Origin of the sequence: Enhydrobacter sp., assembly GCF_030246845.1 — a bacterium.
Lineage (GTDB): Bacteria > Pseudomonadota > Alphaproteobacteria > Reyranellales > Reyranellaceae > Reyranella.
Genome location: NZ_CP126889.1, coordinates 5,181,148 through 5,206,031, shown reverse-complemented (window position 1 = coordinate 5,206,031; position 24,884 = coordinate 5,181,148). Strand labels below are relative to the sequence as shown.

Annotated in this window: 24 protein-coding genes; 17 read left to right on the top strand and 7 right to left on the bottom strand. The window is 67.0% G+C overall.

Going from position 1 to position 24,884, the window contains the following annotated elements; all coding sequences use genetic code 11:
• The first annotated feature begins 17 nt into the window (after positions 1–17).
• Entirely contained in the window at positions 18–1,931 is a 1,914-nt protein-coding gene (dxs, locus tag OJF58_RS25865; RefSeq protein ID WP_300780750.1) for a 1-deoxy-D-xylulose-5-phosphate synthase, read from the top strand.
• Positions 1,932–2,220: 289 nt separating this feature from the next.
• On the opposite strand, the gene OJF58_RS25860 is transcribed toward dxs, so the two are convergent.
• Both OJF58_RS25860 and OJF58_RS25855 read right to left on the bottom strand, forming a co-directional pair.
• Positions 2,221–2,883, bottom strand: a complete 663-nt coding sequence (locus tag OJF58_RS25860; protein WP_300780749.1) for a peroxiredoxin — start codon at positions 2,881–2,883, stop codon at positions 2,221–2,223.
• Between the two features lie 55 nt (positions 2,884–2,938).
• Positions 2,939–3,682: an SDR family oxidoreductase gene (locus OJF58_RS25855; RefSeq protein WP_300780748.1), complete on the bottom strand. Its 744-nt coding sequence runs from the start codon at positions 3,680–3,682 to the stop codon at positions 2,939–2,941.
• 132 nt (positions 3,683–3,814) lie between these two features.
• On the opposite strand from OJF58_RS25855, the gene OJF58_RS25850 reads away from it, so the two are divergent.
• Complete coding sequence (locus tag OJF58_RS25850) at positions 3,815–4,558, top strand: TlyA family RNA methyltransferase (protein WP_300780747.1); 744 nt, start codon at positions 3,815–3,817, stop codon at positions 4,556–4,558.
• Here the strand turns inward: OJF58_RS25850 and OJF58_RS25845 are convergent.
• The 3 genes from OJF58_RS25845 to OJF58_RS25835 are packed head-to-tail and all read right to left on the bottom strand — an operon-like array spanning position 4,545 to position 7,327.
• Complete coding sequence (locus OJF58_RS25845; RefSeq protein WP_300780746.1) at positions 4,545–5,273, bottom strand: glutathione S-transferase family protein; 729 nt, start codon at positions 5,271–5,273, stop codon at positions 4,545–4,547. The genes OJF58_RS25850 and OJF58_RS25845 overlap by 14 nt on opposite strands.
• Before the next feature lie 42 nt (positions 5,274–5,315).
• Positions 5,316–6,278: a class I SAM-dependent methyltransferase gene (locus tag OJF58_RS25840; RefSeq protein WP_300780744.1), complete on the bottom strand. Its 963-nt coding sequence runs from the start codon at positions 6,276–6,278 to the stop codon at positions 5,316–5,318.
• Positions 6,275–7,327: an alcohol dehydrogenase gene (locus tag OJF58_RS25835; protein WP_300780743.1), complete on the bottom strand. Its 1,053-nt coding sequence runs from the start codon at positions 7,325–7,327 to the stop codon at positions 6,275–6,277. Before OJF58_RS25835 ends, OJF58_RS25840 begins: the two co-directional genes overlap by 4 nt.
• 96 nt (positions 7,328–7,423) lie before the next feature.
• Here OJF58_RS25835 and OJF58_RS25830 point away from each other — a divergent pair, with 96 nt between their 5' ends.
• The 13 genes from OJF58_RS25830 to OJF58_RS25770 all read left to right on the top strand — a co-directional run bounded on the left by OJF58_RS25830 (position 7,424) and on the right by OJF58_RS25770 (position 21,984).
• Positions 7,424–8,596, top strand: a complete 1,173-nt coding sequence (locus OJF58_RS25830; protein WP_300780742.1) for an ABC transporter substrate-binding protein — start codon at positions 7,424–7,426, stop codon at positions 8,594–8,596.
• 144 nt (positions 8,597–8,740) lie between these two features.
• A complete protein-coding gene (locus OJF58_RS25825; protein ID WP_300780739.1) occupies positions 8,741–9,595 on the top strand; it encodes a branched-chain amino acid ABC transporter permease in 855 nt (284 codons plus the stop codon).
• Positions 9,595–10,560 carry a branched-chain amino acid ABC transporter permease gene (locus OJF58_RS25820; RefSeq protein WP_300780737.1) on the top strand — a complete coding sequence of 322 codons (966 nt, stop codon included), beginning with the start codon at positions 9,595–9,597 and terminating at the stop codon, positions 10,558–10,560. The genes OJF58_RS25825 and OJF58_RS25820 overlap by 1 nt, the downstream gene beginning before the upstream one ends.
• A complete protein-coding gene (locus tag OJF58_RS25815; protein WP_300780735.1) occupies positions 10,557–11,306 on the top strand; it encodes an ABC transporter ATP-binding protein in 750 nt (249 codons plus the stop codon). Before OJF58_RS25820 ends, OJF58_RS25815 begins: the two co-directional genes overlap by 4 nt.
• Entirely contained in the window at positions 11,299–12,006 is a 708-nt protein-coding gene (locus OJF58_RS25810; protein ID WP_300780734.1) for an ABC transporter ATP-binding protein, read from the top strand. Before OJF58_RS25815 ends, OJF58_RS25810 begins: the two co-directional genes overlap by 8 nt.
• A 122-nt stretch (positions 12,007–12,128) precedes the next feature.
• Positions 12,129–13,352 (top strand): amino acid ABC transporter substrate-binding protein, encoded by a 1,224-nt coding sequence (locus OJF58_RS25805; protein WP_300780733.1) that lies wholly within the window; start codon positions 12,129–12,131, stop codon positions 13,350–13,352.
• Between the two features lie 6 nt (positions 13,353–13,358).
• Entirely contained in the window at positions 13,359–14,210 is an 852-nt protein-coding gene (locus OJF58_RS25800) for a branched-chain amino acid ABC transporter permease (protein WP_300780732.1), read from the top strand.
• A complete protein-coding gene (locus OJF58_RS25795; RefSeq protein WP_300780731.1) occupies positions 14,207–15,952 on the top strand; it encodes a branched-chain amino acid ABC transporter ATP-binding protein/permease in 1,746 nt (581 codons plus the stop codon). Before OJF58_RS25800 ends, OJF58_RS25795 begins: the two co-directional genes overlap by 4 nt.
• On the top strand, positions 15,942–16,649 hold the full coding sequence (locus OJF58_RS25790; RefSeq protein WP_300780730.1) for an ABC transporter ATP-binding protein: 708 nt from the start codon (positions 15,942–15,944) through the stop codon (positions 16,647–16,649). The genes OJF58_RS25795 and OJF58_RS25790 overlap by 11 nt, the downstream gene beginning before the upstream one ends.
• A 7-nt stretch (positions 16,650–16,656) precedes the next feature.
• On the top strand, positions 16,657–17,439 hold the full coding sequence (locus tag OJF58_RS25785) for an FCD domain-containing protein (RefSeq protein WP_300780728.1): 783 nt from the start codon (positions 16,657–16,659) through the stop codon (positions 17,437–17,439).
• 9 nt (positions 17,440–17,448) lie between these two features.
• A complete protein-coding gene (locus OJF58_RS25780) occupies positions 17,449–18,678 on the top strand; it encodes a VOC family protein (RefSeq protein WP_300780727.1) in 1,230 nt (409 codons plus the stop codon).
• A 39-nt stretch (positions 18,679–18,717) separates the two neighbouring features.
• Positions 18,718–21,051 carry a xanthine dehydrogenase family protein molybdopterin-binding subunit gene (locus OJF58_RS25775; RefSeq protein WP_300780726.1) on the top strand — a complete coding sequence of 778 codons (2,334 nt, stop codon included), beginning with the start codon at positions 18,718–18,720 and terminating at the stop codon, positions 21,049–21,051.
• Between the two features lie 63 nt (positions 21,052–21,114).
• On the top strand, positions 21,115–21,984 hold the full coding sequence (locus OJF58_RS25770) for a fumarylacetoacetate hydrolase family protein (RefSeq protein ID WP_300780724.1): 870 nt from the start codon (positions 21,115–21,117) through the stop codon (positions 21,982–21,984).
• A 22-nt stretch (positions 21,985–22,006) separates the two neighbouring features.
• On the opposite strand, the gene OJF58_RS25765 is transcribed toward OJF58_RS25770, so the two are convergent.
• Positions 22,007–22,954 carry a VOC family protein gene (locus OJF58_RS25765; protein WP_300780723.1) on the bottom strand — a complete coding sequence of 316 codons (948 nt, stop codon included), beginning with the start codon at positions 22,952–22,954 and terminating at the stop codon, positions 22,007–22,009.
• Between the two features lie 63 nt (positions 22,955–23,017).
• On the opposite strand from OJF58_RS25765, the gene OJF58_RS25760 reads away from it, so the two are divergent.
• A complete protein-coding gene (locus tag OJF58_RS25760) occupies positions 23,018–23,350 on the top strand; it encodes a carboxymuconolactone decarboxylase family protein (RefSeq protein ID WP_300780722.1) in 333 nt (110 codons plus the stop codon).
• Positions 23,347–24,291, top strand: coding sequence for a fumarylacetoacetate hydrolase family protein (locus OJF58_RS25755; protein WP_300780721.1), 945 nt, complete (start codon positions 23,347–23,349; stop codon positions 24,289–24,291). Before OJF58_RS25760 ends, OJF58_RS25755 begins: the two co-directional genes overlap by 4 nt.
• On the opposite strand, the gene OJF58_RS25750 is transcribed toward OJF58_RS25755, so the two are convergent.
• Entirely contained in the window at positions 24,279–24,845 is a 567-nt protein-coding gene (locus tag OJF58_RS25750; RefSeq protein WP_300780720.1) for a DUF924 family protein, read from the bottom strand. The two genes, OJF58_RS25755 and OJF58_RS25750, sit on opposite strands and share 13 nt — an antisense overlap.
• Positions 24,846–24,884: the final 39 nt, after the last annotated feature.

Below are 24,884 nucleotides of genomic sequence, written 5' to 3'. Positions count from 1 at the left end.
AAGGGCACACCAGTTTCATGACTCAAAGCACCACGCCGCTTCTCGATACGGTCGCCACGCCCACCGACATCCGTCGGTTGCGGCCCGACCAGTTGCGCCAGCTCGCCGACGAGCTGCGCCAGGAGACGATCTCCGCCGTGTCCGTGACGGGGGGCCATCTCGGTGCGGGTCTCGGCGTGGTCGAGCTCACGGTGGCGCTGCATTACATCTTCGACACGCCGCGCGACCGGCTGATCTGGGACGTCGGCCACCAGGCCTACCCGCACAAGATCGTCACCGGCCGGCGCGACCGCATCCGCACCTTGCGCCAGGAGGGCGGGCTGTCGGGATTCACGCGCCGCAGCGAAAGCGAATATGACCCGTTCGGCGCCGCGCATTCGTCGACCTCGATCTCGGCCGGTCTGGGCATGGCCGTCGGTCGCGATCTCGCCGGCCGCAACAACCGCGTGGTGGCGGTCATCGGCGACGGGGCGATGAGCGCCGGCATGGCGTACGAGGCGATGAACAATGCCGGCGCCCTGCGCAGCAAGCTGATCGTCGTGCTGAACGACAACGACATGTCGATCGCCCCGCCGGTCGGCGCGATGTCGGGCCATCTGTCACGCCTCCTGTCGGGCCGGCCCTATGTGACGCTGCGCAATATCGGCCGGTCGTTCGCGGAAGCCCTGCCGAGGCCGCTCGAGAAGGCGGCCAAGCGGGCCGAGGAGTTCGCGCGCGGCTTCGTGGCCGGCGGCACGCTGTTCGACGAGCTCGGCTTCTACTATGTCGGTCCGGTCGACGGTCACAATCTCGACCATCTTCTGCCGATCCTGAAGAACGCGCGCGACAGCGACCTCGACAAGCCGATCCTCGTCCATGTGGTCACGCAGAAGGGCAAGGGCTACCCGCCGGCCGAGAACAGCGCCGACAAATATCATGGTGTCGTGAAGTTCGACGTCATCACCGGCAAGCAGGCGAAGCCGGTGGCCAACGCGCCGGCCTACCAGGCGGTGTTCGCCAAGGCGCTGATCGCCGAGGCGGAGACGGACGACAAGATCGTCGCCATCACCGCGGCGATGCCGTCCGGCACCAGCGTCGACAAGTTCGCCGAGCGCTTTCCCAACCGCTGCTTCGACGTCGGCATCGCCGAGCAGCATGGCGTCACCTTCGCTGCCGGCCTGGCCTGCGAAGGTTTCCGGCCGTTCGCCGCGATCTACTCGACCTTCCTGCAGCGCGCCTACGACCAGGTGGTGCATGACGTGGCGATCCAGAAGCTGCCCGTGCGCTTCGCCATCGACCGCGCAGGGCTCGTGGGCGCCGACGGCGCCACCCATGCCGGCAGCTTCGACGTCGCCTATCTCGGCTGCCTGCCCGGTTTCGTCGTCATGGCCGCGGCCGACGAGCTCGAGCTGATGCACATGGTGGCGACGGCGGCGAGGATCGACGACCGCCCGTCGGCTTTCCGCTATCCCCGTGGCGAAGGCGTCGGGGTCGAGCTTCCCGCGAAGGGCACGCCGCTCGAGATCGGCAAGGGACGCATCCTGCGCGAAGGCAGCAAGATCGCGATCCTGAGCCTCGGCACGCGGCTCGCCGACAGCCTGGCGGCGGCGGAGGATCTCGCGGCCAAGGGCCTCAGCACGACGGTGGCCGATGCGCGCTTCGCCAAGCCGCTCGACACGGACCTGATCGGCCGTCTTGCCCGCGAGCACGAAGTGCTGATCACGGTGGAGGAGGGCTCGGTCGGCGGCTTCGCGAGCCACGTCCTGCAGTTCCTGGCCACGGCCGGCATGCTCGACCACGGCCTCAAGATCCGGCCCATGGTGCTGCCCGACCGCTTCGTCGACCATGCCGCGCCCAAGCGCCAGTACGAGTGGGCCGGCCTCGACGCGCCGCATATCGTGGCGACGGCGCTCGCCGCGCTCGGCCGGCAGGCCGAACGCGCGCGGGGCTGAGACCGGCGCTTCGGGAGAAGCCGAAAGATCGCGCCACTGGAGTTCGTGACCGCCACGCCGACCCTCGGGAACTAAACTGCACTGGGCGCCACAAAAAATAGGTGTCATCCCGAGCACAGCGAGGGATGACACGGGAGTGGTTGCAGTGCATCCTCCGAGCGCTCATCGGAGCGCGCAACTCCAGTTGCTCATACGTCAGTCGCGCGAAGCGATCGATGCCGCTCGAGCATCGTTCAGGATTCCCCGTGCGAGGTCGCCTGCCGACCAGCGCCAGAGGTCGCGATGCAGCTCAGCCCTTGGGCTGCGCCACGATCCGCAGGTAGGGCTTCAGAGTCTTCCAGCCATTCGGATACTTGGTCTTGGCCTCGGCGTCCGACACGGCCGGCGGGATGATCACGTCCTGGCCGTTCTTCCAGTTCACCGGCGTCGCCACCATGTGCTTGGCCGTGAGCTGCACCGAATCCAGCACGCGCAGCACCTCGTCGAAGTTGCGGCCCGTGTTCATGGGATAGGTGAGCATCGCCTTGATCTTCTTGTCCGGGCCGATGACGAACACCGAGCGCACGGTCGCATTGTCGGCCGCCGTGCGGCCCTCTGAGGTCGTGCCGGCGCCCTCGGGCAGCATGTCGTAGAGCGTCGCCACCTTGAGCTCGGGATCGCCGATCATCGGATAGGTGACGGCGTGACCCTGCGTCTCCTCGATGTCCTTCGCCCACTTCGAATGGTTGGCGACCGGGTCGACCGAGAGGCCGATGATCTTGGTATTGCGTTTGTCGAACTCGGGCTTGAGGCCCGCCATGTAGCCGAGCTCGGTGGTGCAGACGGGCGTGAAGTCCTTGGGGTGCGAGAACAGGATCGCCCAGCCGTCGCCGATCCACTTGTGGAACTCGATCGGCCCCTGCGTCGTGTCGGCCTTGAAGTCGGGCGCGGTTGAATTGATGCGCAACGTCATGATGAACCCCCAATGGTGGATGGATGGACTAGCTCAACGCGCCGCTGCCCTGCGGTCAAGCCCGAGCAGGAATCCAGCTTGCGAGACCCAGTCCACCATCGACTTCTACCGTCGTCCCCACCACATAGCGACCAAATCTTTCCGACAGGATCGCCACGGCGACCTGTGCGACGTCGTCAGGAGTGCCCGCACGGCCGAGCGGGATTTGCGCCACCAGCTCGTCGAGATTCCCGGCGACGAACCCGCCGCCGGGGATGGCGCCGGGCGCTATGGCGTTCACCCGGATGCCATGCGGCGCCAGCACGCGCGCCAGCTCCTTCATCGCCATGGTCATGCCGGCCTTGGCGGCGCTGTAATGGGGCAGGTTGCGCGGCATCAGGCGGTGCTGCGACGTCACCATCAGCATGCGGCCCCGGATGCCGCCGTCGCGCATGTGCCGGCCGATCTCGCGTGCGAGGAAGAAGGCCGAGCGCAGGTTGACGCCGAGCATGGCGTCCCAGACCTGCTCGTTGACATTGAGCGGCGTATCGACCTCCTGGCGCCGCGGGCTCGCGGCATGCACGAACAACGAGATCGAGCCGAGCCGTTGCAGGGCGCCGTCGAGCAGCACGCGCCAGCCATCGGCCTCGACGAGATCGGCGGCGAGGAAGTCGATGCCGTCTTCGGCCGGCGGCGCGACAATGTCGCTGCCCAGGACCGTGGCGCCCTCGGCCTTCAGCGCCCTGGCGATGCCCCGGCCGATGCCGCCGCCGCATCCAGTGACCAGCGCGCGCTCGCCATCGAGAAGTTTCATGCTCATGACCGGGCGCTCCCGTCTGGTAGGTTGCAGGCGGCGGAGGATGACATGCATCGCACCTGGCCGATATGCAATCGGTCGAACATCGTCGGCGAGCCGGCCAACCGTTGCTCGCCACCCGAAGGGTAGCCGGCCATGGCGGGGAAACGGCTCGACATCGCGCTGGTCGAGCGCGGCCTGGCACAAACGCGGACGGCAGCGCAGCGGCTGGTCATGGCCGGGCTGGTCTTCTCCAACGACCGGCGCCTTGACAAGGCAGGGCAGAGCGTGGGCGACGAGACTCCGCTCGAAGTGCGCGGCCAGCCGCATCCTTATGTCTCGCGCGGCGGGCTGAAGCTCGAGAAGGCGCTCGATCACTTTGCCATTCCGGTCGAGGGTCGCGTCGCGCTCGATGTCGGCGCATCGACCGGCGGCTTCACCGACTGCCTGCTGCAGCGTGGCGCGACCAGGGTCTATGCGATCGATGTCGGGACCAACCAGCTTGCCTGGAAGCTGCGCCGTGATCCGCGCGTGGTGTCGCTGGAAAGGACCAATATCCGCGACGTCACGACGGCAGAGGTTCCCGAGCCGGTCGGTCTCGTCGTCTGCGATGCCTCCTTCATCGGGCTTCGCACCGCCCTGCCGGCGGCGTTGGCGCTGGCCAAGCCGGGGGCGCATCTCGTGGCCTTGATCAAGCCGCAGTTCGAGGTGGGCAGGGGTCGTGTCGGCAAGGGCGGCATCGTGCGGGAGCCGACGCTGCATCGAGAAGTGTGCGATACGATCCGCCGCTGGCTGGGCGAGCAGCGCGGCTGGCAGGTGCTCGGCGTGACGGAGAGCCCGATCACCGGCGCGGAGGGCAACAAGGAGTTCCTGATCGCCGGCTGCTTCAGCTGCCAGTAGCGAACTCCGGAAAGAAGCGCGCCTTCATGCTGTGGGTATAGGCAAGGAGCCTGGGCTGGGTCCCGAGGAAGTCCCGAACGGGCGAGGGAACCGGTGTCAGCAGCGAGGTGGCCAGCGTGCCGAACAGGATCGCATCCACGCCGGCAGGTTCGTCTCCGAAGAAGAACGGCCCGTCGCCCATGACCTCGAGGACCGCCTGCCAGTCGCGCCGAGCCGCCTCCATGATCTCATCGTCGGAATGCCGCAGCAGACCCTGCAGACGCAGTATTTTGCGCATGTTTCGGCGCACCAGACCGCTGACGAGCGGTCGGACGATGGTCGGGACGCGGTCGAACGTGCTTTTCATGCACTGCCAACCCTCGGTGCGGATGAAGTGCGTGTAGAGGATCACGAAGGCGTAGTGCTCCTCGAGCGTGCGTTGCACCAGGAGCGCCGTCGCGCGCTGCGCGGCATCCAGCCGGGCATCGGGGTCGACGCCGCGGGTTCTCACGAGATGATCGATGATCAGGGAGGAATCCCCGATCCGCCGACCACCGTCCTCAATGAACGGCACCTTGCCTTTGGGACCTTTGCGCGGGTTGGGCGTGTCGATCACTTCGTAGGGGATGCCCGTGATGCGCAACCAGGTCTCGAGCTTGCAGCAGAACGGGCTGACGTTCGGGATTCCGAACATGCGCGGAAACTGGAACAGCTTGATCGGCATGGCGGTCGTCATGCGCACTCTCCTCCGGAAGCTCGAACCATGATCGCCTCCATGCTAGCGGATGGCGCATGTCACTTTGAACTTGTTGTTGTCGGCCAGCGTCTCGAACGACGTGAAGTGCGCGCCGAGCACGGCCTCGTAGGGCAGGCCGCGGTTGGCCACCATGTAGAAGCGTCCATCGGGCCTGAGGGCGCGAGCGGCGGCCTCGATCATCTTCTGGCCGAGTGCGGGCGTCGCGGCGCGTCCGGCATGGAAGGGCGGATTGCAGACGATGGCATCGCAGATCGCGGGCGCGGGCTCGCTGGTGAGGTCGAGCCAATGAAACCGCGCACGCCCGTCCACGACATTGGCGCGGGCGGCTTCGAGGGCACGGTGCTCGGCGTCGATCAGGTCGAGGTGCTGCAGGCCGGGCGAGCCGTCGAGCACGCGGCGCGCCAGGTAGCCCCAGCCGCAGCCGAAATCAGCGATCCGGCCCGAGAGGCCCTCTGGCAGGTGCTGCGCCATCAGGGCCGAACCATCGTCGATCCGATCCCAACTGAAGATGCCGGGCTGGCTGAGCCAACGCCCGTCAGCCACCGGCTGCAGATGCCCCAGCCCGCGCCAAAAGTCGGGCGGCGGTCGGTCGCTCTTCGCGAACCAGAACACGCGACTGTGGAACTTGGACAGCGTGCCGGCGAGGCCGAACACCTTGTCGGCCTGTCTCTCCAGACTGGCGGCGCCGTCCTCGTTGGCCCCGGCACAGACGAGCGTGCCGCCCGGGGCCAGCAACGCCCAGCCGCGGGCGATATTGGCGAAGTTCTCCTCCTTGTGCTTTGTCAGCAGCACCAGGCCCTGTTCGTACGACCCTCGCTCGATCCGTGGCGATGCGCGCCCGAGCCTCAGATAGACCGGCCGGAACGATTGCTCGGCATCGACATCCTCGAAGGGCAGAGGCTCGGCGCGCAAGAAGAACGCTCGCTTGTGGGCGAGCGCTCCGGAATCGAAGGCGTAGGCGAGGGCGCCGCCGGCCTGGCTCACGGCACCAGGACGGCGCGTCCCATGATCAGGCCCTTGCGCAGCTCCTGCAGCGTCGCGTCCGCCTGGTCGAGCTTGCGCCTGACGATCGGCACCGGCGCCGCCTTGCCGGCGGTGACGAGATCCATCATCTCCTTCATCTCGGCCGGCGTGCCGGTGACCGAGCCCATGATCTGGTTGCCGGTGAAGGCGAACATCGGCATCGGCACGCTGAACGAGCCGCCGAACAGGCCGACCACGATCAGCCGCCCGCCGCGACCCAGCGCGCGCCAGCCGAACTGAGCGCTGGATTCGGCGCCGACGAAGTCGATGGCCGCGCCGACGCCGGCGCCGCCGGTGAGGTCCATCACCTGCTTGCGCGCTTCCTTCTCGCGCGGATCGACGGCGGCGCAGGCGCCGTTGTCCAGAGCGAGCTTGCGCTTGTTCTCGTCGATGTCGGCCACGATCGGCTCGCGGCCCAGCACGGCCTTGGCGAAGCGCACGCCCATCAGGCCGACGCCGCCGGCGCCGATCACCAGGATCGGCCGGCCGGCGTCGTGGCCCACCGCCTTCTTCACCGCGCCGAAGGCGGTGATGCCGGAGCAGGCATAGAGGCAGGCGAGCTCGTCGGGCAGATTGCCGTAGGGATAGAGATATTTGGCGTGCGGCACGAGCACGTGGTCGGCATAGCCACCGTCCTTGTTGACGCCGAGCGCGCGCGGGGTGGGGCAGAGATTCTCCGTGCCGTTCTCGCAGTACCAGCACTTGCCACAGCCGATCCAGGGATAGACCACCGCCTTGTCGCCGGCCTTGGCGCCCTTCGCGTCGGGCCCGACCGCCTCGACGACGCCCACGATCTCGTGACCCATGATGCGCGGCGGATTCATGGTCTTGGCGGTCGAGTACTTGTTGCCGCCGCCCATGTCGAAGAAACCCTCCCAGAGATGCACGTCGCTGTGGCAGACGCCGGCCGCCGTGATGCGGACCAGCACCTCGGTGCCCTGGGGTGCGGGCGTCGGTTCCTCGACGCGCTGCAGCGGCTGGCCGAATTCGACGACCTTGTAGCTCTTCATGCGACGGCTCCCTTGCTTTGCTCGACGGAGCATAGAGCATCCGCGGACGGTTTGTGCTAGTAGTTCGCCACGCAAGATTGTTTGGGAGGAAAACAAATGCTGAGGCGTGACGTCACGGCCGCCCTTGCTGCGCTGGCGCTGGCTCCTTCGGTCGCGTCCGCGCAGGACACGGTGAAGGTCGGCCTGATCCTTCCCATGACCGGCCAGCAGGCCTCGACCGGCAAGCAGATCGACGCCGCGGTGAAGCTCTATCAGGCGCAGAACGGCACGACGGTCGCCGGCAAGAAGGTGGAAGTGATCCTCAAGGACGACACCAGCGTGCCCGACGTCACCAAGCGGCTGGCCCAGGAGCTGGTCGTCAACGACAAGGTCGCCTTCCTTGCCGGCTTCGGCATCACGCCGTCGGCGTTCGCCACGGCGCCGATCGCCACCCAGGCAAAGGTGCCCGAGATCGTGATGGCCGCCGGCACGTCCTCGATCACCGAGGCGTCGCCCTATATCGCCCGCACCAGCTTCACGCTGGCGCAATCGTCGGTGCCGATGGCGCAATGGGCCTACAAGAACGGCATCAAGAAGGTGGTGACGCTGGTCAGCGACTACGGCCCCGGCATCGATGCCGAGAAGTCGTTCAGCGAGACGTTCAAGGGCGAGGGCGGCACCATCGTCGAGAACCTGCGCGTGCCCATGCGCAGCCCCGACTTCTCGCCCGTGCTGCAGAAAGTGGCCGACGCCAGGCCCGATGCCTTGTTCGTGTTCGTGCCTTCCGGCACAGGCGCGCAGTTCGTCAAGCAGTTCGTCGAGCGCGGCCTCGACAAGTCCGGCGTCAAGCTGATCGCGACCGGCGACGTCACCGACGACGACCAGCTCAACGGCATGGGGGACGTGATGGTCGGCGTCATCAATGCGCACAATTATTCCGCCAATCACGACAGCGCCGTGAACAGGGCGTTCGTCGCCGCCTTCAAGAAGGCCAACAACGGCATGCGACCGAATTTCATGGCGGTCGGCGGCTATGACGGCATGCATCTGATCTACGCGGCGCTGAAGAAGACCAACGGCAACACCGACGGCGACAAGCTGATGGCGGCGATCAAGGGCATGGCCTGGGAAAGCCCGCGCGGCCCCATCTCGATCGACCCGCAGACGCGCGACATCGTCCAGAACATCTACATCCGCAAGGTCGGGAAGGTCGACGGCGAGCTCTACAACGTCGAGTTCGAGACCATCCCCAACGTGAAGGACCCGGTGAAGGCGGCGAAGAAGAAGTAGCAGGGCATTGTCGTACAGGCTCGCCGAGGAGCGCCGTGTCATCCCGAGCGCAGCGAGGGATCTTTTCCGTCGCCGGAAAGATCTCCCGGCCTTCGGCCTCGGAACGACACCGCACGGCGTCGTGATGTCGAGCGCTGCCTAGCCATGGCCACGATCCTGTTCGACGGCGTGGCCTACGGCATGCTGCTGTTCGTGCTGGCCTGCGGGCTTGCCGTGACGCTCGGCCTGATGAACTTCGTCAACCTTGCCCATGGCGCCTTTGCGATGGCGGGCGGCTATGCGACGGTCCTGCTGATGGACCGCGCCGGCGTGCCGTTCCTCGCCTGCCTGCCGGTCGCGTTCGCCGTGGCGGCTCTGGCGGGGATCGTCCTGGAGCGCACGCTCTATCGGCACATGTACCGTCGCAGCCATCTCGATCAGGTGCTGTTCTCGATCGGTCTGGTCTTCATGGCCGTGTCGGGAACGACCTGGGCCATGGGATCGAGCCAGCAGAATGTCAGGCTTCCCGCCTGGCTGCTGGGACGCGTCGAGCTGCTCGGCGTCAATGTCGGAATCTATCGCGCCTTCATCATCGTGCTGTGCGGCGCGCTGGCGATCGGCCTGCAGCTCGGGCTCACGCGCACCCGCTTCGGCAGCCGCCTGCGCGCCGCCGTGGACGATGCGCGCGTGGCGCGCGGGCTCGGCATCCCGGTCGGCACGGTCTTCGCGATCACCTTCGCGGTCGGCTCGGGACTGGCAGGGCTGGGAGGCGCCCTGGGCACCGAGATCCTGGGCCTCGATCCCAACTTCCCGCTGAAATTCATGATCTATTTCCTGATCGTCGTGGCGGTCGGCGGGACGTCGGGGGTCGCCGGGCCGTTCGTCGCCTCGCTGCTGCTCGGTATCGCCGACGTGGCCGGCAAGTACTACGTGCCGGCGATCGGCGCCTTCGTCATCTACCTCGTGATGATCGCCGTGCTGGTGCTGCGCCCGCACGGCCTGTTCGCCCGGCCGCGCTGATGGCGGCGGCAACAAGCCTCGCGCGGCGCGTACGCTGGCGCTGGCTGGAGATCGCCTTCTGGCTGCTGGCGTTCGGCGCCATATTCCTGCCCGCCGGCCGGCATCTGATCCTGAACCAGATCGCGATCCTGGCGCTCTTCGCGCTCTCGCTCGACCTGATCCTGGGCTATGCCGGCATCGTGTCGCTGGGCCATGCCGCCTTCTTCGGGCTCGGCGCCTATGTTGCGGGACTTGCCGCCAAGGCGATGACCGGCGCACCGCTTGCAGGTCTGGGGCTTGCCATGCTGGCGGCGGCGGTGCTGGGCTTTGCCACGAGCTTTCTGGTGCTGCGCGGCAGCGACCTCACCCGCCTCATGGTGACGCTGGGCGTCGCCTCGGTGCTCCATGAGCTTGCCAATGCCTTGCGCGATCTCACCGGCGGCGCGGACGGCCTGCAGGGCGTGGTGATGGGACCGGTACTGGGTCTGTTCCCCTTCGATCTCTACGGCCGCACCGCCTATGCCTACAGTGTCACGATCCTGTTCGCGCTGATGCTGGTCGCACGCGCCGTCGTCCATTCGCCGTTCGGCCTGTCGCTGATGGCGATCCGCCGCAACCGTCTGCGCGCCTCGGCGCTCGGCGTGCCGGTCAATCGGCGCCTGGTGGCCGCCTACACGCTGGCGGCGGCCTTCGCCGGCGCGGCCGGCGCGCTGCTTGCCCAGACGACGGCCTTCGTCTCGCTGGAATTCTTCGACTTCAACCGGTCGGCCGATGTGCTGCTCGTCCTGATCATCGGCGGCGCGGGCTGGCTCTACGGCGGCATCGTGGGCGCCATTCTCTTCCAGGGCCTGCAGGACGGCCTCTCGGCCCTGACGCCTGAATACTGGCAGTTCTGGATCGGTTTGTTCCTGGTGGCGTTCGTCATGATCGGGCGGGAGCGCATGATGGTTGGCGTGCGCGGCCTGTGGATGCAGGCGAGGCGATGACGGCGGCACTGGAAACCCGTGGCCTCGCCAGGCGCTTCGGCGGCCTGGTCGCCACCCGCAACGTCTCCTTTGCGCTCGAGCGCGGCGCGCGCCATGCGCTGATCGGCCCGAACGGCGCCGGCAAGACCACCTTCGTCAACCTCCTGACCGGCGTGCTGACGCCGACCTCGGGGCAGGTTCTGCTGGCGGGCGAGGACATCACGCGACTCGCGCCCGAGGCGCGCGTCCGGCGCGGGCTGGTGCGCACCTTCCAGATCAATCAGCTTTTCGGTGACCTGACACCGCTCGAGACGCTGGCGCTGGCGATCGGCGAGCGGCTGGGGCAGGGGGATCGCTGCAGGCGCGCCCTCGGCGGCGACGACCTGGCGCGCGAGATCGATTCCGTGGGGCGGCGATTCGGGCTGGCCGACGCGCTCGACGCCCGCACCGATACCCTTCCGTACGGCAAGCAGCGGCTGCTGGAAATCGCCGTCGCCTTCGCCTGCAACCCGCGGGTTCTGCTGCTCGACGAGCCCGCGGCCGGCGTGCCGGAGGCGGAGCGGCGCGACATTCTCGACGCGATCGCCGCGCTGCCGGCGGATGTCTCGGTGCTGCTGATCGAGCACGACATGGATCTGGTGTTCAGCTTCGCCCGCCGCATCTCGGTCTTGGTGGACGGCGGGCTCCTGGTGGAAGGCGAGCCGGCAGAGATCGCCCGCGATCCGCGGGTGCGTGCGGTCTATCTCGGCGAGAGCCGGCATGGCTGAACTGCTGGCCGTCGACGGGCTGCGCGCAGGCTACGGCCCTGCCGTCGTGCTGTCCGACATCGCCTTCCGGCTGGCCGAAGGCGAGGCGCTCGCCGTCCTCGGACGCAACGGTGTCGGCAAGACGACGCTGATCGACAGCATCGTGGGCGTCACGCGCCGCTTCGCCGGCTCGCTGGCTCTGGCGGGTCGGGACATGACGAGGCTTGCGCCGGAGCAGCGCGCCATGCTGGGCGTCGGCTGGGTCCCGCAGGAGCGCAACATCTTCCACTCCCTTTCCGTCGAGGAGAACCTGACGGCGGTCGCACGGCCCGGGCCGTGGACGGTGGATCGGATCTACGGACTCTTCCCGCGCCTCAGGGAACGGCGCGGCAATTCCGGTGGCGCTCTGTCGGGCGGCGAGCAGCAGATGCTGGCCATCGGCCGCGCGCTCGCCACGAACCCGAAGCTGCTTCTGCTCGACGAGCCGGCCGAGGGGCTCGCGCCCATCCTCGTCGAGGAAGTGCTGCGCACGCTCGGCCGGCTTTTCCGCGAGGAGGGCATGGCCGGCCTCGTCGTCGAGCAGCACGCACACAAGATCCTGCCCATCACCGATCGGGCGATCGTGCTCGAACGCGGCCGCATCGTCCTCGAAGCGCCGAGCGCCGCGCTGCTGGCCGATCCGGCGCCGCTCGAGCGCTTCGTTGGGGTGACCGGCCGCTAGTTTCGAAAATTTCGGCCAAGTTCAAAACTTTCGAAAAAACCGTTTACAGCTTCCGACCGTTATCCCACCATCCGGGCAACGGCGCCGACAGGGAAAAGCAAACGCGCCGGCTGGAGGAAACGATGATCGAACGGGTGGGGACGTGGCGTCGTCGTCGCGTGCTGGCTGGAATGGCAGCGGGGGCGGCGTCGTTCGCGGCGCCGTCGATTTCGAGGGCCGCGCCCTCGGGCAAGCCGGTGAAGGTGGGCGGGACGCTGTCGCTGACGGGGTTCCTCGCCCAGACGGCGGCGATCCACAAGATCGCGGCCGAGATCATGGTCGAGGAGATCAACGGTCGAAACGGCCTTCTGGGCCGCCCCGTCGAATACGTCCTGCTCGACGACCAGTCCAAGCCGGAGATGGCGCGCAGCCTCTACGAGAAGCTGATCACCGTCGACAAGGTCGACCTGATCCAGGGCCCCTATGCGACGGCGCCCATCCTGGCGGCAATGGGCGTGGCCCAGCGCTACGGCAAGGTGATGATCCAGAGCAGCATGGGCATCCCCAAGCTGCAGACCTACGATCGCGCCTTTCCCGCCACGCCATTTGGTCCGGAGCCGGACAAGACCTATCCCAACGTCATTCTCGATGCTATGGCGAGCATTCCGACGCCGCCCAAGACGATGGTGGTGCTGACGAGCAAGTTCCCGTCGGCGCAGTTCATGGCAAAGGGCATGCAAAAGGAGGCCGAGGCCCGCAGCGTCAAGGTGCTGCTCTATCTCGAATACGAGTCCGGCAATCACGACTTCGGCGCCATCGCCGCGCGCGTGAAGGAGGCCAACCCGGACTTCCTGTGGGTGGGCTCGCTCGGCCTCGAGAGCAATCTGCTGCTCGAGGCGCTGCGCAAGCTCGACTATGCGCCCAGGAATCACTTCCACCTCTACCCGGCGCCGGGTCCGCTCGCGCTGTCGCCCGACGGGGATCGCGCCCTGTGCTCGACCTTCATCGAGCCCGACGAGCCGTTCATGTCGCGGCCGGGCATGAAGCGCTACGCCGCCGAATACAAGGAGAAGGCGGTCAAGGCCAATCTGCCGTACACGACCATCGACGCGCAGGCCTGCGGCATGATCTCAGAGTGGCAGATCCTCGAAACGGCGGTGAATGCGGCGGGCAGCCTCGACGACGCCAGGATCGCGGCCTGGCTCAAGGCGCACAAGGTCGACACCATTTACGGTCGGCTGCGCTTCGATGGCCCCTACAATCACGGCGACGCCGCCCAGATGATCAAGCAGGTCCAGCACAAGGAATGGAAAGTCGTCTGGCCGAAGGAATTTGCCGCGCCCGGCGTCAAGCTGATCGCCTCGTAGGCGTGGATGCCAAGCGCCACGCTCCTCGGACAGGCCTTGATCTCGGGCGTGCTGGCGGGCGGCATGTACGGGCTGCTCGCCATGGGCCTGAGCTTGAGCTGGGGCCTGCTGCGCCTCGTCAATCTCAGCCACTTCGCGCTGGCGTTCCTTTCGGCCTATATCGTCTACGAGCTGGGCACGACCTGGCACGTGGCGCCGTGGTGGTCGGCGGCTCTGGTGGTGCCGGCGATGTTCGGTATCGGCGCGGCGCAGCACTGGCTGTTCGACCGATTTAGAGTGAACGAGCTTGCGTCGCTTCTGATCACCTTCAGCGTCGCCGTCATCCTCGAAGCCGGCATCCAGCTCTACTGGACCGCCGATTTCCGCCGCTACGAAACGCCTTACGCGACGCGCTCGATCAAGGCCGGCCCGTTCTTCATCCCGGTGCTCGAGCTCGCGCTTTGCCTGGTCGCGGGCGCGCTGGCCTGGGGGACGTGGCTCTGGCTGCGCAAGACCTTCGTCGGCAAGGCCTTGCGGGCCAGCGCCGAGGATGCAGGCATCGCCGCCGCCTACGGCGTCAACCACAGGCAGCTCGCGTATCTTCTATCGGGCGTCGGGGCGGGCTACGCCGGCATTGCCGGCACCTTCATCGCGCTGATTGCAACGCTCGCGCCAGCCGAGATCTGGACCTGGCTGGGCGTGGTGTTTGCCGTGGTGATCATCGGACGGCTCGGCAATCCGCTAGGCGCTCTGCTCGCCGGCATGCTGATCGGGGCCAGCCAGTCCGTGGCCATGGCGATCTTCAGCCCGGCCTGGGCGCCGGTCGTCTCCTTCTCGATGCTGATCGTGGTTCTGCTGTGGGACCCGGAGTGGATATGAACGCGGGCCGCGATCTTCCGCGGCTGGCCGCCGCGCTCGCGATCGGCGCCCTGGCGCTTCTGCCGACGGCCGGTCTGCCGGCGTTCTATGATTCCTTCCTCTATCTCGTTTTCTTCTGGATCTCCCTCGCCACGAGCTGGTCGCTGCTGAGCGGCTTCGCGGGCTATTTCAGCCTGGGTCACGCTGCTTTCTTCGGGATCGGCCTCTACACCACCGCCGTGATGGCGGCGAAGTTCGACGTGCCGTTCCTGCTGACGCTTCCCGTCGCGGCGATCCTTCCGGCATTGCTGGCGGTCGGCGTGGGCGCCATTGTCTTCCGTCTGCGCCGTCTGCGCGGCGAGCTGTTCGCCTTGCTGACGCTCGCCGTCACCTTCGTCGTCGCCACGATCGTGCTCAACACGCCGATCGACGGCGGCGGTGGGATCTTCATGAGCGCGGTGCCGCTGCCCCCGCTCATGCCGACGCCGACTGGCACGCTCTATCTCCTCGCCTTCGCGATCTGCGTGACGACGCTGGCCATCGCCTGGAAGGTGAGCCATTCCCGGCTCGGCATGGGGCTGTTCGCCATTCATGACGACGAGGACGTGGCGGAAGCGAAGGGCGTGCCGACCTTCCGCTACAAGCTCGCGGCCTTCGCGCTGTCGGCCGGCATTGCCGGCATCGTCGGCGGCGTGCATGCCATGTTCGTGGGCTTCATCACCGTCGCCGGCACATTCGAGCTCACGGTGCCGCTCTATGTCGTGCTGATGAGCGTGCTGGGCGGATCGCGGAGCTGGTTCGGTCCGGCCGTCGGCGCCGTCGTCATCACCACGCTCCTCTACTCCTTCAGCAGCGGCGACCAGGCAATGATCGGACGCGCCGTCATGGGCTTGATCCTGATCGTCGCCATTCTCTGGTTGCCCGACGGCATCGTGCCCGCGATCCGCAAGCTGCTGAAGCGCCGGCCGGTGGTGGCGCTACGGGCGGGCGCGGAGGTCGCCCCCGTGGTCGTGCCGGCAAGACCCGTTGGTGGTCGCAACCTGCTCGAGGTGCGCGGCGCGACCAAGCGCTTCGGCGGTCTGCTCGCGCTCGCGGGCGTCGATCTCGACGTGCGCGAGGGTGAGATCGTGGGCCTGGTCGGTCCCAATGGATCGGGCAAGACGACCCTGATCAACGTCATTTCGGGCCATTATCCCCTGAGCGGCGGCACCATAGCGCTCGATGGCCTGCAGATCGGCGCACTCCGGGCACACGATATCGCGCGTCGCGGGATGGCGCGCACCTATCAGATCCCGCGGCCCTTCGCCAACATGACGGCGCTCGGGAACGTGGTGACGGCTGCCACCTTCGGCGGACCGGCGCGCGGACCTGCCGAAATCCGCGAGGAGGCCCTGCACTGGATGGCGTTCACCGGGCTGTCCGGCAAGGAGGACATCCTGCCGGCCGGCCTCAACCTGCACGAGCGCAAGTTTCTCGAGCTCGCGCGCGCTCTCGCGGCCAGGCCGAAACTGCTGCTGCTCGACGAGGTCCTGTCGGGCCTCAATCCGGGGGAAGTCGACAACGCGATCCGTCTGGTGCGGGCCATCCGTGCCCAGGGCGCCACCATCGTCTTCGTCGAGCATCTGATGAGGGCGGTGGTCGAGCTGTCCGACCGGGTCGCCGTCCTGAACGAAGGCAAGCTGTTCGCGCTGGGCGCGCCGCGCGAGGTGATGCGCGACCCCCGCGTCGTCAGCATATACCTGGGCAAGGCCTATGCTGCTTGAGGTGCGCAACCTCCATGTCGGTTACGGCGACGCTCCCGCGGTGTGGGACGTCTCGCTCGACGTGGACGCAGGCGAGATCGTCTCGGTGATCGGGCCCAACGGTGCCGGCAAGACGACGCTGATCAATGCCATTGCCGGGCTGCTGCGATACCGGCGGGGCGAGCTGCGCGTCGACGGCCGCGACATGAGTCGCGTCAAGTCGCACGACTATTGCGGTCATGGCATAGCGCTCGTGCCGGAGGGGCGGCGGTTGTTCGCGAGGATGTCGGTCGAGGAGAACCTGGAGCTCGGCTGCTACCGCGCGGCGGCGCGGACCGCGCGGACCCGATCGCTGGAGCGCGTCTATGAGTTGTTCCCCATCCTGCGCGACAAGCGCCGTCAGCCGGCCGGCGAGCTGTCGGGCGGCCAGCAACAGATGGTGGCGATCGGCCGGGCGCTGATGGCGCGGCCGCGCATCGTGCTGTTCGACGAGCCGTCGCTGGGACTGGCCCCTGCCATCGTCGACGACATGTTCGATATCATTGCGCGCGTTCGCGACGATGGCGCGGCCGTGCTTCTGGTCGAGCAGAATGTCCTGAAGGCCATCGACATTGCCGACCGCGCCTATGTCCTGGAACAGGGGCGCATCGTGACCGCCGGGCTGCCCGCGGATCTGCTGCAGCGACCTCATATTCGTGAAGCCTACCTCGGAGTCTGAGCAACCAATGGCGAAGATCCTTAAGATGCCCGTGGAACCGGTTCCGCAGACGGCCGCGACCACCGCTCCGCAGGACGTGCTGCGCGAGGATGCCGCGACCTTCGACGTGCTGCGCCAGATGCGCGAAGACATCCTGTGCTGTGTCCTGAGGCCCGATCAGCGTTTGCGCTTCGGCGAGCTGCGGCAGCGCTATGACACTTCGGTCGGCACCCTGCGCGAGGCCCTCTCCCATCTGGTATCGGAGGGGCTGGCGCGGACCGAGGCCGGCCGCGGCTTCGCGGTGGCGCCGGTCTCGCTGGCCGATTTTCTCGATCTTTCCGAGCTGCGCGTCTATCTCGAGACGCGGACCCTGGCCGACGCCATCCGGCACGGGACGGACTCCTGGGAGGCCGAGATCGTGAGCGCCTATTTCCTGCTGTCCAAGCTCGGGCCGCCCAAGCCCGACGATCCGGTCAGCGTGAAGCGCGAATGGGGCAAACGGCACAAGCGCTTTCACGACGCGCTGGTGGCGACCTGCACCTCGCCGTGGTCGCTGCATTTCCGCGGCGAGCTGTTCGACCAGGCCCGGCGCTACCATTGGCTGACCATGATCCACGCGCGGTCACGGCGAACCAACGAGCATCTCGAGCTGCGCGATGCCGTGCTTGCGCGCGATATCGATCTCGCCTGCCGGCTGATCGAGAAGCATATCCGCACGACGGTCGAACAGGCGGCCTCCGAGGTGCCGGGATTGACGATGGGCGGAGCGGGCGGGCGGGCGACCCGTTCAACACGCAGGGGCAAGGCATAGGAGGCAATGATGGACACGGTTCACAAGAGCACGGCCTACGACGTCGGCGGCGTGCGCTACCCGCGGCCGTTCAAGATCCGGCGCCTCGGCCATTTCGGTTTCAACGTCGCCGACCTTCAGGCGGGCATCGACTTCTATTCGAAGCTGCTCGGCCTTCGCATCACCGATACGCGCGACCTCTCCAAGATCCCGGGGCGGGAGGAAATGGCCCGGCGCCTGGAGGATCCGCGCATCGTCTTCATGAGCCACAATTCCGACCATCACGCCTTCCTCCTGGCGCACAAGTCACTCGGTGCTATCTTCGGCGACGATGCGGTGTCCAGGGACATCACGGTGAACCAGATCACCTGGCAGGTCGGCTCGATGGAGGAAGTGTTCGCCGCGGCCGACTATTTCCGCGACAGGCAGGTCGAGATACGCCGGGTCGGCCGCGACATGCCGGGCAGCAACTGGCACACCTACATCCGCGATCCCGACGGCCATACGGTCGAGCTGTACTATGGCATGGAGCAGATCGGCTGGAACGGCCGCAGCAAGCCCGAGGCGATGTACTATCGCGCTTTCCGTGAACGGCCGGAGCTGCCGCAGATGTCGGAGGCGGAGGAGGTGCGGGAAGCCCTGGGCAAGGGAATCGACATCCACGCCGGCAACACGATCCGGGATCCGCTGGACGACGAATATGTGGTCGCCGGCGTGCGCCTGCCGCGGCCGTTCAAGATCGTCAATATCGGCCCCATGAGCCTGTTCGTGGCCGATGTCCGTGCCTCGGAGGCATTCTATACCCAGACGATGGGTTTCGTGCCGACCGAGGTGGTCACCTTCAAGGGGCACCGCTGCGTCTATTTGCGGAACGGCGGCGAGCATCACAGCCTGTCGCTGTTGCCCAAGGCCTTGCGCGGCGAGCTGGGGCTCGACCCGAATACCTCCGTCGCGTCGATGGGGTTGCAGGTGGGCAGCTACCGCCAGCTTCGCGACGCGGTCAGCTTCCTCAAGAAGAAAGATGTGCGCTTCTCCGAGGCGATCCCGCGGGAACTCTATCCGGGGGTCGACTATGCCGCGCATATCGTCGATCCGGCCGGCCACACGCTGATGCTCTACTACTATATGGAGCGCGTGGGCTGGGACGGCCGACCGCGCCCCGCCGCCGAGCGCAGGCCGATCGGCAAGGAATGGCCCGAATCGCTGGAGGCCCTGTCGGATACCTACGCCGATCCGCCTTTCATGGGCCCGCTGGGCTGAAGAGTTCGAGTAACTGGGATTGCCGGGAGCAAGCATGTCATGAGCAAGTACGGTATCGGTCAGCCTGTCCTGCGTTTCGAGGATCCGCGGCTGTTGCGCGGGCAGGGGCGCTACATCAACGATGTGAACCTGCCCGGCCAGACCCACGCGGTGTTCGTGCGCTCGCCGCATGCGCATGCGAAAATCCGCTCGATCGACATCGAAGACGCGAGGAAGGCGCCCGGAGTCGTCGCCGTCTATACCGGCCATGACGTGACGGCCGACGGGCTCGGCATGCCGAAGGCGAACATGCCGCGCAGGCGGCCGGACGGTAAGCCGATGTTCGCGCCGCAGCGCCCGCCGCTGGTCACCGACCGCGTACGCTATGTCGGCGACCCGGTGGCGATGGTGATCGCCGAGACGCTGACCCAGGCGAAGGACGCGGCCGAGCTGGTGAACATCGACTACGAGCCTCTGCCGTCGGTCACCTCGACCGAGGACACCGTGAAGCCCGGAGCGCCGGCCGTGTGGGACGAGTGTCCCGACAACATCTCCAACCATGTCGAGCGCGGCAACAAGGCCGCTACGGAGGAGGCCTTCAGGTCGGCGGCCAAGATCGTCAGGCGACGCTATGTCATCAGCCGCGTCCATGCCCAGTTCATGGAGCCGCGCGGCACGCTTGGCACCTACGATCCGGGCGAGGACCGCATGACGCTCTATGCCGACGTGCAGTATCCCCACCGCGTGCGAAGCATGCTGGCGAACAGCGTCTTCAAGGTGCCCGAGAGCAAGATGCGGGTGATCGCGGGCGACGTGGGCGGCGGCTTCGGCACCAAGGGCTGGCAGTATGTCGAGCATCGCCTCACGCTGTGGGCGGCGCGCAAGCTCCTGCGGCCGGTCAAATGGACCTGCGAGCGCAGCGAGGCCGTGATGGCCGACGAGCACGGCCGCGACAATATCGGCGAGATCGAGCTGGCGCTGGACAAGGACAACAGGTTCCTGGCGCTGCGCCTCAACATGCTGGCCAATATCGGGGCCTATATCGGCTCCGACCGCAACCTGCTCACGCCCTTCGGGATGATCGTGACGGTGCTGGGCGTCTACAAGATCCCCACCGCCTATCTCGACGTCGTCGGCGTGCTCAGCAACACCAACCCGACCGCGCCCTATCGCGGCGCCGGGCGGCCGGAGGCGATCTACCTGATCGAGCGCCTGATCGACGATGCGGCGCGCGAGCTGGGCGTCGATCGCGTCGAGCTGCGCCGCAAGAACATGCTGGCCGAGTCCGACCTGCCTTACCAGAGTCCCGTCGGCCCGTTCTACGATTGCGGCCAGTTCGAGAAGAACATGGACATGGCGCTCGAACTCGCCGACGTGGCAGGATACAAGGCACGCCTCGAGGCCTCGAAGAAGCGCGGCAAGCTGCGCGGGCTCGGCATCGTCAATGCGATCGAGCAGGCGGCGGGCACGCTCCAGCCCGAATACGCCGAGATCCGCTTCAACCCGGGCGGAACGGCGGCGCTGCTGATGGGCACCAAGGCCCAGGGCCAGGGCCACGAGACCATGTTCAAGCAGATCCTGCACGAGCGCCTCGGCCTCGATCCCGCCGACGTGCAGTACATCGACGGCGATACCGACCGCGTCGCGTTCGGCATGGGCACGATGGGCTCGCGCTCGACGGTGCTCGGCGGCTCGGCGCTCTTCCTCGCCGCCGACAAGGTGATCGCCAAGGGCAAGAAGCTCGCGAGCCATCTGCTCGAGGCGGGGGAGCAGGACATCGAGTTCGCCGACGGCCGCTTCAAGGTCGCCGGAACGGACAAGTCGGTGTCGATGAAGCAGGTGGCGATGGCGGCGTTCACGCCGGCACGGTGGCCGCCGGGCTTCGAGGGCGGCCTGTACGAGAACGCCACCTTCAAGGGCGAGAAGGACACCTATCCCAACGGCTGCCACATCTGCGAGGTCGAGATCGATCCCGACACCGGCGAGGTGCAGCTCGACCGCTACTCGGTGGTCGACGATGTCGGCACGGTGATGAATCCCGTCGGGCTCAAGGGCCAGATCCATGGCGGCGTGGCGCAGGGCGTCGGCCAGATCCTGAGCGAGCAGGTGGTGTGGGATCGCGACAGCGGCCAGCTCCTGACCGCGAGCTTCCTCGACTACGCCATGCCGCGCGCCGACATGATGTGCAGCCTGGAGATCAAGTCCAACCCGGTGCCGACGAAGTACAATCCGCTGGGCGCCAAGGGCGCCGGCGAGGCGGGGACAGTGGGCGCGCTGCCGGCGGTGATGAACGCCGTCGTCGACGCGCTGGCGCCGCTCGGCGTCAGGGACGTGGCCATGCCGGCCACGGCCCAGAACGTCTGGCGGGCCATCCACGAGGCCAAGGGCGGCTGAGGAAGGCGAGAGGCCTTCGACAAGGTTCACGTCTGGTTCGATCTTCAACAGGGAACGACTCGCATGAGTGCTTTGGAGGGAACGCGCAGGGAAGTCCGTCACGTCATGAAGGACGGCAGCGCCTACTGGGTGGAGTTCAGGGATGGCCGGATCGTCTTTGCCGACGGCCGCACCTGCGGCGAGGACGAGGTGGTCCATCTGCCGCCCTGCACGCCGACCAAGATCGTCTGCGTGCACGTGAACTACATCTCCCGCTATTTCGAGTTCAACAACACGCGCACGCCGCCCAGGACGCCGACCTATTTCCAGAAGCCCTTGACGGCGCTCAACGCGCACAAGGGCGAGCTGATCCGGCCCAGGGGCTACAAATACGTGAACTACGAGGGCGAGCTCGCCGTCGTGTTCGGCAAGATCACCAGGAACGTGACCCGCGAGGAAGCCTGGGACTGCATCGCAGGCTTCGCGCCGGCGAACGATTTCGGCTGCCACGACTTCCGCGACACCGATGCGGGCTCGATGCTGCGGGTGAAGGGCATGGACGGCTTCTGCCCGATCGGACCGGGCCTGGTTTCGGGCGTCGATGTGCGCCAGTCGGTGCTGCGTTCCTACAAGAACGGCAAGGTGGTGCAGGAAGGCGCGGTCAGCGAGCAGATCTTCGACTGCGGCTACCTGATCGCCGATCTGGCGCGCCACATGACCTTCCTGCCGGGCGACATCCTGCTCACCGGCACGCCGGCCAACTCGCGACCGCTCGATGTCGGCGACACGATCGAGGTCGAGGTGACCGGCGTCGGCCGGCTGTCGAACAAGGTCGTCGAGGCGCCGGCGCCGCGCTCGAAGGACGGCTTCCCCTCGAGTCCCGACAGCGACGCCGTCCGCCGTGTGGCGCTCGGCAACGACGAACGCTTGCCGGACAAGCTGAAGACGAAGTAGGCGGCGGCCTTGCCGCCGGCGGTCACGGGCTGGCGTGGCCGATGAAACGCTCGGGCGGACGCTCGCCCCATTGCGACTGGAAGCCTTCCTCGACGCTCAGCTCGTTGCCGCCGTTCGCGGCGTTCAGGCGGTCGGTATCGGCCCAGCGCTCGTGGACACGGCCCCAGGGATCGCACCAGTAGTCGTAGACCTGGCTGCCGAGCAGGTGCCGGCCGATGCCCCACATGTGCTCGTACTTGCCGAGCCGCTTCAGATACTCGTGGTCCTGGAAGATGGCGTCGATGTCGTGCGCCTCGTAGGAAACGTGATTGAGGCCGGTCTTCTCGTTGTGCACGCAGAACAGCACGTGGTGGTCGACATAGGCCTCGCCGCGGTCGAGGCGGTTGAAGGAGCCGACGACATTGTCCTTCTCGCCGGCATAGACATCGTCGGACCGGATCATGCCCAGCGTCTCGCGGAACCAGGCGACGGTCTCCTTGACCTTGGGCGTGGCAAGCACGCCGTGGCCGATGCGCTGGATCGGCGTCGGCGACCTGGAGAGCCGCATGACCCGGCCGGCGCGGCGCTGCGGCTCGCTGCCCGAATTGACCAAGTCGCGCTCGGTCTTGCGCGGTGCTCCGCGCTCGAGGCCGGCGATCACCTCGATTTGATAGCCGTTGGGCTCGGTCAGCCGCACCCGTTTGCCGCCGCCGGGCTCGTTCAGGGTCTCGATGCCCGAGGCGCCGGGCAGCCTCGCGAGCCGGTCGAGGTCGTCCTCGTCCACGGCATGATAGGCGAAGCCGATGAACTTCGTGCCGCCCTTGTGGGCGACGTGCAGGTGATGATGGCCGTCCGTCCCGCGCATATAGAGCGCATCCGGTGTGCGTTCGGCGCGGGTCAGTCCGAAATGGGTGAGGAATTCCTCCATCTCGTCGAGGTCGGGGGCCTCCATACGCGGAAAGGCGAAATCGGCGACCTTGATTGCGGGCATGGTTTCCTCCGAGACTTCGGGGCAACGCTATCCGTGCCGACCGTCGGTGAAAAGGAGGAAAGCATGTCCAAGCCACCCGTCCCCAGTCCGCGCGACCGTCTGCGGTCGTTCGCTCCCAAGCTGATCGACCTGACGGACAATGTGCTGTTCGGCGATGTCTGGGAACGGTCCGGCCTTTCCAAGCGGGACCGCAGCCTCATCACCTGTGCGGCGCTGGTGGCGCTGGGCCGCACCGAGCAGCAGCGCGGCCACTTCGCCCGCGCCATCACCAACGGCGTGAAAAAGGACGAGCTGATCGAGCTCATCACGCATCTCGCCTTCTATTCCGGCTGGCCCACCGCGATGTCGGCCGCCAATGTCGCCAAGGAAGTGCTCGAGGAGGGGGACAAGAAGTGAAGCTCTGCTATTTCAACGATTATCGTCTCGGCGTGGTCAGCGGCGAGACCGTCGTCGACGTCACCGATGCCGTGAAAGACATCCCGCACATCGACAAACGCGACCTGATCCTCGGCCTGATCGCGCGGTGGGAGTCCTACAAGTCCAAGGTCGAGAAGGCGGCCAGCGGCCGGGGCGTTCCACTCGGGGACGTGCGCCTGCGGCCGCCGGTTCCCAGGCCGGGCAACATCGTCTGCATGGCCGTCAACTACATGGAGGACGGCACGCTTGCGCAGAAGCCGCAGATCAACGCCTTCCACAAGGCCGCGACGGCGGTGATCGGCGATGGCGACACGATGGTGCTGCCGGACGTTCCGGCCACGATCTTCGAGGGCGAGGCCGAGCTCGCCCTGGTGATCGGCAAGCGCGCCACGCATGTGCCGCAGGCCGAGGCCATGAACCATATCTTCGGCTACACCTGCTTCATCGACGGCTCGGCGCGCGGCCTGCCGCCGCCGGGCAATGTCTTCTTCCAGATGAAGTCGCGCGATACTTTCGCGCCGATCGGGCCGTGGATCGTGACCGCCGACGAGATCGCCGACCCGCAGAACCTCGGCATCACGCTCACCAACAACGGGCAGGTGATGCAGAAGTTCAACACCGACGACATGGCGCACCGGATCCCGCGCTGCATCGAATGGGCGAGCTCGATCCATACGCTGGAGCCCGGCGACATCCTCGCCACCGGCACCAACCATCGCGGCCTCAACGCCTTCATGGACGGCGACAAGATCGAGCTCACGATCGAGAAGGTGGGCACGCTGCATGTCGGCGTGAAGGACGAGCTGAAGCGTACGTGGGCGCGCACCACGCGCTCGCAGCACAAGGACAAGGGCGGGGAAGGACCGCACACGCCGCAGCTCACGGGCAAGTACGCGCCGAAGCAGTCTCAGCCCTTGTAGCCGTCGCTGTCGAGATAGCGCTGCTCCTCGGCCGTGGTCGTGCGACCGAGGATGGCATTGCGATGGGGAAAGCGGCCGAAGCGCTGGACGATGTCGTGGTGATGCCTGGCGCGCGAGCGGGTCTGCTCGTCCAGCCATTCGGTCAGCGCAAGGCACTGCCGCTGATCGGCGATCGATTCGGAGTGGCCGAACGGCAGATAGAAGAAGACGGCGAGGTCGGCCGGCACGGCGCGATCATGGCCCGCTTCGATGGCGCTGCGGGCCGCCTTGCGGGCCACAGTGTCGGTCGCGTACATGGCGGGCGTGCCGCGGAAGGCATTGCGCGGGAACTGGTCGAGCAAAAGCACCAGGGCGAGCGCACCTTCCGGAGTTTCGAGCCAGCTCGAGAGGTCGCCGCGCTCGGCCGCGCGATAGAGACGAAGGAAGCTGTCGCGGAACCGGCGATCGAACGCGTCGTCCTTGGCGAACCACATTGCGGGACCCGCCTGCCGCCAAAAGTCCAGTATGGCGAGAGCATCCGGCGGGCCGGGAAATCCGGCGATGCTTGCGGTCATGGTCGCCCTCCCTGCCTGGAGAAGGGGAGGGTAACGAAA